The following is an 8,507-nucleotide window of genomic DNA, read 5'->3' on the forward strand; positions in this document are numbered from 1 at the left end:
CAGCAGCAGCGCGCGCAGCCACCCCAGCGCCGGGTCCCGCTCGAGGAACTTGTGCCATTGCAGCACTTGATGAAAGTGCGGCAGCTCGATCGGGCAAGGCAGCACGCGCAGCGGCAAGCGTTCGGCCATCTTCAACGCCACCCGCGTGGGCAGGGTCGCGATGCGCGAAGTGCCGAGCACCATCTCCGCCATCAGCGCGAAGTTCGGTGCGATGACCTCCTGGCGCCGCTTGTGCCGCCCGATCTCGACCACGTGGGCGTCCACCGTCACGCGCCGTCCGTCGGGCCAGGCCAGGCCCACGTGCCCGCAGTCGAAGTACTGCGCCACGTCCAGCCGGTCGCGCACCGTCGGATGGCCGGTCCATACCGCGCAGGAGAAGGACTCCTCGTACAGCGGCTCCATCGGATGGCCCGGCACGGCCGCGAAATCGGGGCAGATCAGCAGCTCCATGTCGCCGCTGTCCAGGTGCTCCTTGGAGCGCGCGCCGAGCAGGCGCAGGTCGAATTCCATCAGCGGCGCGCGCAGCGCGGCCTGGCGCACCGCTTCCTGCAGGAACACCAGCATGACGTTGTCCGACGATTCGAGCGTGAAATGCCGCGCCGAGGTCGTCGGGTCGAACGAGGGCCGGATGCGCGTGATGGTCTGCACCTGCAGCAGCACGTCGCGGATCGGCTGCTGCAGTTCGCAGGCCAGCGGCGTCAGCGCCTGGGCCTTTCCGACCATGACCAGCAGGTCGTCCTCGAAGTACTCGCGCAGGCGGCTCAAGGCGCAACTGGTGGCGGGCTGGCTCAGGTAGAGCCGCCTGGCGGCACGCCCGACGCTGCGTTCGGACAGCAGGGCATCGAGGATCACGAGCTGGTTCAGATCGAGCTTGTGGAAACGCATGGCTGACTCCCTTTGTTGATTTTCGCGAGGCGAAGAAATTGAAGCACGGAGCCCGGCTGCCATGGCAGCGGTACAACCCTTTGGCGGATCGACATTCCTTGAGGCCTTTGGTTTTCGGCGCTTCATGAAGGTGTCACGCGCATCCCCGAAGCTCGGGATCCATCCCGGACCCGGCGGCACCGCATGTTTCCCACCAAGACCGACAAGGCGCGCGACGAACTCCAGGGCGGACAGCGCACCCTGAGCCAGCGCGAACGGGCGTTGCTGCTGATGGCCGACGGCCGCCGTTCGCTGACCGACTTCAGCCCGCTGTTCGCGAGCCGCGGCGAAGCCGAGCAGGCGCTGATGACGCTGGTGGAGCGCGGCTACCTGCACGATCCGAAAGCGGCCGAAGCCGCGGCCGAGGCAACGCCCGCACCGCAGCCCGCGCCGGCCGTCGAACCCATCCACGTCTCGACCGCCGCCGACACCTTCGACGGCAAGCGCTCGCTGGCCACCACGCGCATGTTCCTGTTCGACATCTGCGAGCGCATGTTCGTGCGCCGCGATCCGCGCTTCGCGCTGCAGATGCGCGACGCGTTGCGCGAGGCGCGCGACCGCGAGGCCATGCTGACCATCGCCGCGCTGATGCTGACCGAGGTCGAGAAGACCGCCGGCACCGAACGCGCCGAGTCATTGCGCGAGCGCATCGACCGGCTGCTGCCGCCGGCCGAGGTGGTGCACTGAGTTCAGGCGCGCCGCCGCGGCGCCGCTGAACGCGCGGCCTTCAGGCTCTTCAATTCGGGCAGCCCCTGCGCGGTCTCGCGCAGCAGCGAGCGCAGCCAGACGATCGCCGGGTCGCGGTCCTGGTGCCTGTGCCACTGCAGCTTCTCGGTGAAGCCCGGGATCTCGACCGGACAGGGCTGCACCTGCAGCGGAAAGCGCCGCGCCATCTGGTGCGCGAGCCGCGTCGGCAGGGTGGCGATGCGCGCGGTGCCGAGCAGCAGCTCGGGCACCAGCGTGAAGTTGGGCGCGATCACGTCCTGGCGGCGCGTGCGCCGGCCGGTGGAGATGAGCCGCGCGTCGAAGGTCACGCGCCGGCCGCCGGCCCATTCGATGCCGACGTGGGCGGACTCGAAGTACTGCTCGGCGCCGAGCCGCTTGCCCTTCACGGCCTGGTCGAGGCACAGCAGGCACGAGAAGGTGTCCTCGAACAGCGGCTCGGACGGATGCCCGGGCACGATCGCGAAATCGGGCGAGATCAGCAGCTCGATCTCGCCGCTGTCGAGGTGCTCGCGCATCTGCGGGCTCATGGCGCGCAGGTCGAACTGCATCAGCGGCGCGAGCGTCGCGGCGCGCCGCACCACCTCGGACAGCAGCACGCTGATCACGTAGTCCGAGGACTCGATGGTGAAGCGCCGCGTCGAGGTGGCTGGGTCGAAGCCGGGCCGCGCGCGCGTGATGGTCTGCAGCTGCAGCAGCACGTCGCGCACCGGCTTCATCAGCTCGTTGGCGAGCGCGGTCGGCACCTGCGTCTTGCCGACCGGCACCAGCAGCTCGTCTTCGAAGTACTCGCGCAGCCGGCTCAACGACAGGCTGGTCGCCGGCTGGCTCAGGTACAGCCGCTCGGCGGCGCGGCTCACGCTGCGCGTGGTCAGCACCGCATCGAGCACCACCAGCAGGTTGAGGTCGAGTTTGTTGAAGCGCATGGGTCGTCTCCTTGATTCGCGCGGGATCTTCCAGGAATTTGCGCGGCAAATGCATCGAATTTAAAGAATGAATTTTGCATATGCATCGCCGGCCCGGATCATCCGCCACCAACGAGCCATCGCGAGCTCGCAGAACAAGCAACCGGAGACAAGACAAGATGCAAGACCAACGCAAGCGCGCACTCGCGCAGTGGGCCCTGGTGGCCTGCCTGACCCTGCTGAACATGCTGGCGCAGATCGACAAGAACATCCTGGTTCTGATGGTCGGTCCGATCCAGCGCGACTTTGGCGTCAGCGACATCCAGATCAGCTTCCTGATCGGCACCGCCTTCGCGGTCGCCAACATCCTGGTCGGCCTGCCGGCCGGCTGGCTGGCCGACCGCTTCGACCGCCGCCTCGTGATCGCCACCGGCGTGCTGGTCTGGTCGGCGGCGGTGGCGGCCAACGCGGCGGCCACCGCCTTCATCGCGCTGGTGATCGCGCGCGCCGTCGTCGGCGCGGCCGAGGCGCTGACGCCGCCCTCCTCCTACTCGCTGATCCGCGACGGCGTGGACGACCAGCGACGCGCCCGCGCGCTCTCGGTCTACACCATGTCGATGATGCTGGGCACCGGCCTGTCGCTGGTGCTGGGCGGTCCACTCCTGCACCTGGTGCAGGCCTCGGGCATCCATGCGCTGCCCTTCGTCGGCGAGGTCTCGGCCTGGCAGCTGACGCTGTTCATGATCGGCGTGGCCGGCCTGCCGCTGAGCCTGCTGATCTTCTGCTTCAAGGATCCGCGCTCGCAGCGCGATGCGGCCGCCCGTCCGCAGGAGAGCCTGCGCACCGTGCTGCGCTGGCTGGCCGGCCAGCGGCGGCTGTTCGTGCCGCTGTTCGCCTTCGCGGTCGGCAGCTCGATGATCGGCTTCGGCATGGCGGCCTGGATACCCACCATGATCGCGCGCCGCTGGGGCCTGGAGCTGCGCGACATCGGCCTGATGCAGGGCGGCCTGCTGCTGACCATGGGCCCGCTCGGGCTGTGGCTGGTCGGCGTGGCGCTCGACCGCGCCACAGGACTCGCGGCGGTCGCGCGCATCGGCGCGGTGGTGGCCGCGGCCACCACGCTGTTCAGCGTGTCGATGTGCCTGACTGGGGATCTCACGGCCTTCTGGCTGCTCGACGCGCTGGTGGTGCTGTGCTCGTGGAGCTTCATGGCGGTCGCTTCGACCTTCGTGGCGCGCACCGTGCCGGCCGGCGGCATCGGCATGGTGATGGCGATCGTGCTGGTGCTCAACGGGCTGATCGCCCAGTCGGGCTCGCCCACGCTGATCGCACTGGTGGCCCGCCATCTCTACGACGGCCAGGCGCTGGCCCTGCCCTCGGCGATGGCCACGGTGTTCGCGCTGTCGGGCTGCATCGCGGTCGGCGCGGCGCTGCTGCTCGGCGGCCGGCTCGCGCGGCGCGAGACCTCGGGCGTGGCCCTCGAGCGGCGGATGTCGTCGTGATCCCGCAGCAGCCTTCCGGGAGCCACACCCTCATGATCCAACGCTACACCCAGGCCCTGCTGCTCGCCCTGTCGGGACTCTCGCTGGCCCAAGGCGCGCAGGCGCAATCGGAACTCAAGCTGTCGGGCCTTCTCGGCAGCGGCGTGCTCTACACCCGCGACTCGGGCGGCCGCAGCCAGCTGCAGATGACGTCCACACATGCCGCGCCCTTCCTGGCGCTGACCGGCAGCGAATCGCTGGGCGGCGACCTGCGCGCGATCTTCCGCTGGAGCAACTCGGTCTTCGTCGACAGCGGAACCCTCGCGCCGCTCGAGAGCTACATGGGCCTGAGTTCGGGCACCTGGGGCACGCTCACCCTGGGCGCGATGTACGACCTGCTCGCCGACGCGACGCCCTTCACCTCGGAGCGCTACACCTCGCTGCTCGCCACGCATCCCGGCAACCTGGACCGCACGGTCGGCAACTCGCTGAGCAACCTGGTCAAGTACAAGTCGCCGGTGTTCGGCGGATTCCAGTTCGGCGCCATGTACGGCTTCGCGGAGCCGGATTCGACCACCAACGTCGGGCGCGCCGTCGGCGCGGAACTCAGCTATGCCAGCGGTCCGCTGCAGGCGCTCGCGATCTGGGAGTCGGTCAAGGGCATCCCGTACGCGCCCGCGACCCGGCTCGGCGTACCCAGCCTCTACGGCGTCGACTTCACCAAGGCCCCGGGCACGACGCTGTCGCAGACGCAGGACACGGCCACGGTCGGGCTGGCCTACACCAGCGACGGCTGGCGCTGGATGGGCAACTACAGCCACACGCGCCTGTCGGCGGCCGGACTGCAGCAGACCGAGACGGCGCGAACCCTCGATGTCGGTGCCTACAAGTACCTCACGAACCAGTTGCGCATCGGCGGCGGCTATTCGCTCACGAAGCTCGCGAGCTACCGCTGGGATCAGGTCCATGGCCATGTCGACTACGCGCTGTCCAAGCGCACGAGCCTGTACTTGCTCGGCGTGCTGCAGAAGTCGGGGCCCGGGCAGAAGGCGGTGCTGCGCAGCCAGGCCGTCGCGGGCGGCCGCCGCCAGTCGGCGTTCGAAGTCGGCATGACGCACGCCTTCTAAAAAGCTTTCTTCCAAGGAGATCGAGTGACAGGAGATTCAATGCAGTGGGACGTGATCGTCGTCGGTGGCGGCCCTTCGGGCCTGACCGTGGCGGCCGAGTTGGCGGGTTCGGGCGCGCGCACGCTGGTGCTGGAGCGGCGCATCGAGGGCGTGCAGTCGCGCGCGGGCACGCTGCTGCCGCGCGTGCTCGAGCTGTTCGATGCGCGCGGCATCGCCGATCGCTTCATCGAGCGGACGAGGCAGATCCTCGACTACCCGTTCCGTTCGAGCCACATCTGGGCCGGTTTCCAGTCGATCGAGTGGGAGCACCTCGACACCCGCTTCGGCTTCACGCTCGGACTGCCGCAGAACATGACCGAGGAGATCCTCTGGGACTGGGCGGCCGACAGCGGCGCCGAGCTTCGCCGCGGTGCCGAGCTGCGCACGGTGCGGCAGGACATGGAGGGCGTGGAGATCGAGGTGGCCGACCCATCGGGCGCGGTATCGACGCTGCGCGCCAGCTACCTGGTGGGCGCCGACGGCGGCCGCAGCACCGTGCGAACCCAGTGCGGCATGCCCTTCGAGGGCCACTCGGGCACCTTCCGCGGCATCGTGATCGATGCCGAGCTCAGCGCGCCCTGGCCCGGCGGGCGCACCGGCGCCGACAACGAAATGGGCTGGGTGCGCGGCTATGCCTTCGGCGAAGGCATCACGCGCTTCAACATCGTGCACCGCGACCGGCGCCATGCCGCCAAGGACGAGCCGGTGACGCTCGAGGAGGCCAGGCAGTGCCTGCGCGACGTGCTCGGCAGCGACTACGGCATCGAGGGCTTCCGTTGGGCCTCTCGCTTCGACGATCAGATGCGCGCCGTGCCGCGCCTGCGCCAGGGGCGCGTGTTCCTGGTCGGCGAATCGGCGCGCATCCACTACCCGGCCAGTGGCGTCGGCATGAACTTCTGCCTGCAGGATGCCTTCAACCTGGGCTGGAAGCTCGCGAACGTCGTCACGGGCGTGGCCGACGAGGCCACGCTGGACAGCTACGACGCCGAACGCCTGCCGGTGATGCATGCGCTGCTCGAGAGCGTGAAGGCCCAGTGCGTGCTGCAGTTCAATTTCGAGCCCGACGCGGTGGCGCTCAAGCGCCGGCTCGCGCGGCACATCATTCCGCTGCCCGAAGTGCAACGCCAGCTGGTGCTGGAGTTGTGCGGGCTCGAACAGCCCTACCCCGGTCGCGCGGGAGAAGCCGATCGCCACCCGCTGGCCGGCCAGCGGCTGCCCGACTTCGACCTCGTCACGCGCGACGGCCGCTCGGTGCGCGTCGCCGAGCTGCTGCGCAAGCGGCGCTTCTTGCTGCTCGATCTCGAAGGCAATTCGCGCCAGTTCGAATCGCTGGACCTGAAGGGCCTGCCCGTGACCCTGCTGCCGGCCCGCGTGGCGCGCGTGCCGCCCGCCATGCGCGGCGTGCAGGCGATGCTGGTGCGGCCCGATGCCTATGTGGCCTGGGCCACCGCGGACGTGACGCGCGCCGCCGAGGTCGAGACCGAACTCTCGCGCTGGATGAGGAGGTGATGCGATGAAGAACGACCACAGGCCACTGCTGATCGCGGGCGGCTGGGTACTGAGCATGGACCCGGCCATCGGCGAGCTGCGCCGTGGCGACGTGCTGATCGAGGGCCAGCGCATCGTCGCGATCGCGCCCAGCATCGATGCCCCCCAGGCCGAGCGGATCGAGGCGGACCGCATGATCGTGCTGCCCGGTTTCGTGGACACGCATCGCCACACCTGGCAGAGCTGCGTGCGGCATCGCTATGCCGACATCGATTCGCAGGTCTACTTCGCCGAGATGCTGGGCGCCAAGGGCGCGGCCTACCGGCCCGAGGACGTCTACACCGGCACCTTGCTGGGCGCGGTCGCGGCACTCGACAGCGGCATCACCACCATGCTCGACTGGTCGCACGTGCAGAACAGCCCCGAGCATTCCGACGCGGCGATCGCGGCGCTGCGCGACGCCGGCATCCGCGGCGTGTTCGCGCACGGCTGGCCGCTGGTCGACGGCGCCTCGTGGATGTTCGGCAGCGAGCGCGGCCATCCGCAGGACATCCGGCGGCTGCGCGAGCGCTACTTCTCGAGCGACGACCAGCTGCTCACGCTCGCGATGGCCGCGCGCGGCCCCGAGATGGCGCGGCGCGAGACCTGGCTCGGCGACCTGCGACTGGCGCGCGAACTCGGCATCCGCTCGAGCATCCACATGGGCGCCTACGCACGCAACGCCGCCGTGCGCGGCATCGCGCAGATGCACGAGGCCGGCGTGCTCGGCGACGACCTGACCTTCGTGCACTGCTGCTGCTCGCACCACGACGAGTTCTCGATGATGGCCGACGCCGGCGTCAGCGCCTCGCTCGGCGTGCACTGCGAGCTCAATGCGCAGGGCATGGGCGACATCCCGTTCGACCGGCTGCTGGCCGTGGGTATCCGGCCCAGCCTCAGCGGCGACACCGAGACCAAGTGCGCGGGCGACATGTTCACGCAGATGCGCCACGCCCTGGCCTATTACCGCTCGTGGATGGGCGGCGGCCATTCGAAGACGAAGAATGCCCCGGCGACGCTGGGCCTGCGCGACGTGCTGGGCTTCGCCACCCTGGCCGGTGCGCAGGCGAACGGGCTCGCGCACAAGGTGGGCTCGCTCACGCCGGGCAAGCAGGCCGACGTGGTGCTGATCCGCGCCGACGATCTGAACCTGGCGCCGGTCTCGGACGCGGTCGGCGCGGTGGTGCTGGCGGCGCATCCGGGCAATGTCGACAGCGTGTTCGTCGCGGGGCGGCCGGTGAAGCGCGACGGCCGCCTGCTCGATGTGGACCTCGATCGGCTGCGTCGGCGCGCGGCGGACTCGCAGGCCTACGTGCTGGGGCTTCAATGACCGCGCCGCTCGATCCCCAGCTCGCCGCGATCGTCGCGGCGATGCGCGCGAACAAGGCGCCACCGCCGTTCTCCGGCACGCCCGGCGAGGCGCGCGAACGCATGCGCCGCGCGGTGATGGCGGCGCGCGGGCGCACGACGCTGCCGGTCGTGGCTTCCACCGAGGACCGCGTCGCCGAACACCAGGGCCTGCGCGTGCCGGTGCGGGTCTACCGGCCCGTCTCGGCCGAGCCCGTGCTGCCGACCGTGGTGTTCCTGCACGGCGGCGGCTTCGTGCTCGGCAGCGTCGAGCTGATGGACGACATCGCGCGCAAGCTCTGCCGCGACGTGGAAGCCGTGGTGGTCTCGGTGGACTACAGGCTGGCGCCCGAGCACCCGTTCCCGGCCGCGCACGACGATGCCCTGGCCGCGACCCGCTGGGCGCTGGACCATGCGGAGATGCTCGGCGGCGA

The 8,507-nt window shown here is 69.9% G+C and carries 8 protein-coding genes; 6 read left to right on the forward strand and 2 right to left on the reverse strand.

Annotated features, from left to right (window positions below; genetic code table 11):
- The coding region (locus tag AC27VN_RS24565; RefSeq protein ID WP_490878204.1) for a LysR family transcriptional regulator at nt 1-885 on the reverse strand (885 nt) is incomplete at its 3' end.
- Nucleotides 886-1,068: 183 nt separating this feature from the next.
- On the opposite strand from AC27VN_RS24565, the gene AC27VN_RS24570 reads away from it, so the two are divergent.
- Nucleotides 1,069-1,611 carry a hypothetical protein gene (locus AC27VN_RS24570; protein WP_296782103.1) on the forward strand — a complete coding sequence of 181 codons (543 nt, stop codon included), beginning with the start codon at nt 1,069-1,071 and terminating at the stop codon, nt 1,609-1,611.
- 2 nt (nt 1,612-1,613) lie between these two features.
- Here AC27VN_RS24570 and AC27VN_RS24575 read toward each other — a convergent pair whose 3' ends face one another.
- Nucleotides 1,614-2,573, reverse strand: coding sequence for a LysR family transcriptional regulator (locus tag AC27VN_RS24575; protein ID WP_296782104.1), 960 nt, complete (start codon nt 2,571-2,573; stop codon nt 1,614-1,616).
- 158 nt (nt 2,574-2,731) lie between these two features.
- On the opposite strand from AC27VN_RS24575, the gene AC27VN_RS24580 reads away from it, so the two are divergent.
- The 5 genes from AC27VN_RS24580 to AC27VN_RS24600 all read left to right on the forward strand — a co-directional run.
- Nucleotides 2,732-4,054: an MFS transporter gene (locus AC27VN_RS24580; protein WP_490878205.1), complete on the forward strand. Its 1,323-nt coding sequence runs from the start codon at nt 2,732-2,734 to the stop codon at nt 4,052-4,054.
- Nucleotides 4,055-4,086: 32 nt separating this feature from the next.
- On the forward strand, nt 4,087-5,160 hold the full coding sequence (locus AC27VN_RS24585) for a porin (RefSeq protein ID WP_490878206.1): 1,074 nt from the start codon (nt 4,087-4,089) through the stop codon (nt 5,158-5,160).
- 24 nt (nt 5,161-5,184) lie between these two features.
- The gene (locus AC27VN_RS24590) at nt 5,185-6,708 is read left to right on the forward strand and encodes an FAD-dependent oxidoreductase (RefSeq protein ID WP_490878207.1); all 1,524 of its coding nucleotides are present in this window, start codon (nt 5,185-5,187) and stop codon (nt 6,706-6,708) included.
- 4 nt (nt 6,709-6,712) lie between these two features.
- A complete protein-coding gene (locus tag AC27VN_RS24595) occupies nt 6,713-8,056 on the forward strand; it encodes an amidohydrolase family protein (protein ID WP_490878208.1) in 1,344 nt (447 codons plus the stop codon).
- Nucleotides 8,053-8,507: alpha/beta hydrolase (locus tag AC27VN_RS24600; protein WP_490878209.1), on the forward strand; the 455-nt coding region annotated here is incomplete at its 3' end. The genes AC27VN_RS24595 and AC27VN_RS24600, both read left to right, overlap by 4 nt.

Source organism: Variovorax sp. 20P10.2.4 (genome assembly GCF_058244205.1).

What these genes read in the sequence shown, in the direction of transcription:
- AC27VN_RS24580 (WP_490878205.1), top strand. Translation starts at nt 2,732, where the DNA reads ATGCAAGACCAACGCAAGCGCGCACTCGCGCAGTGGGCCCTGGTGGCC.
- AC27VN_RS24570 (WP_296782103.1), top strand. Translation starts at nt 1,069, where the DNA reads ATGTTTCCCACCAAGACCGACAAGGCGCGCGACGAACTCCAGGGCGGA.
- AC27VN_RS24585 (WP_490878206.1), top strand. Translation starts at nt 4,087, where the DNA reads ATGATCCAACGCTACACCCAGGCCCTGCTGCTCGCCCTGTCGGGACTC.
- AC27VN_RS24595 (WP_490878208.1), top strand. Translation starts at nt 6,713, where the DNA reads ATGAAGAACGACCACAGGCCACTGCTGATCGCGGGCGGCTGGGTACTG.
- AC27VN_RS24575 (WP_296782104.1), bottom strand. Translation starts at nt 2,573, where the DNA reads ATGCGCTTCAACAAACTCGACCTCAACCTGCTGGTGGTGCTCGATGCG.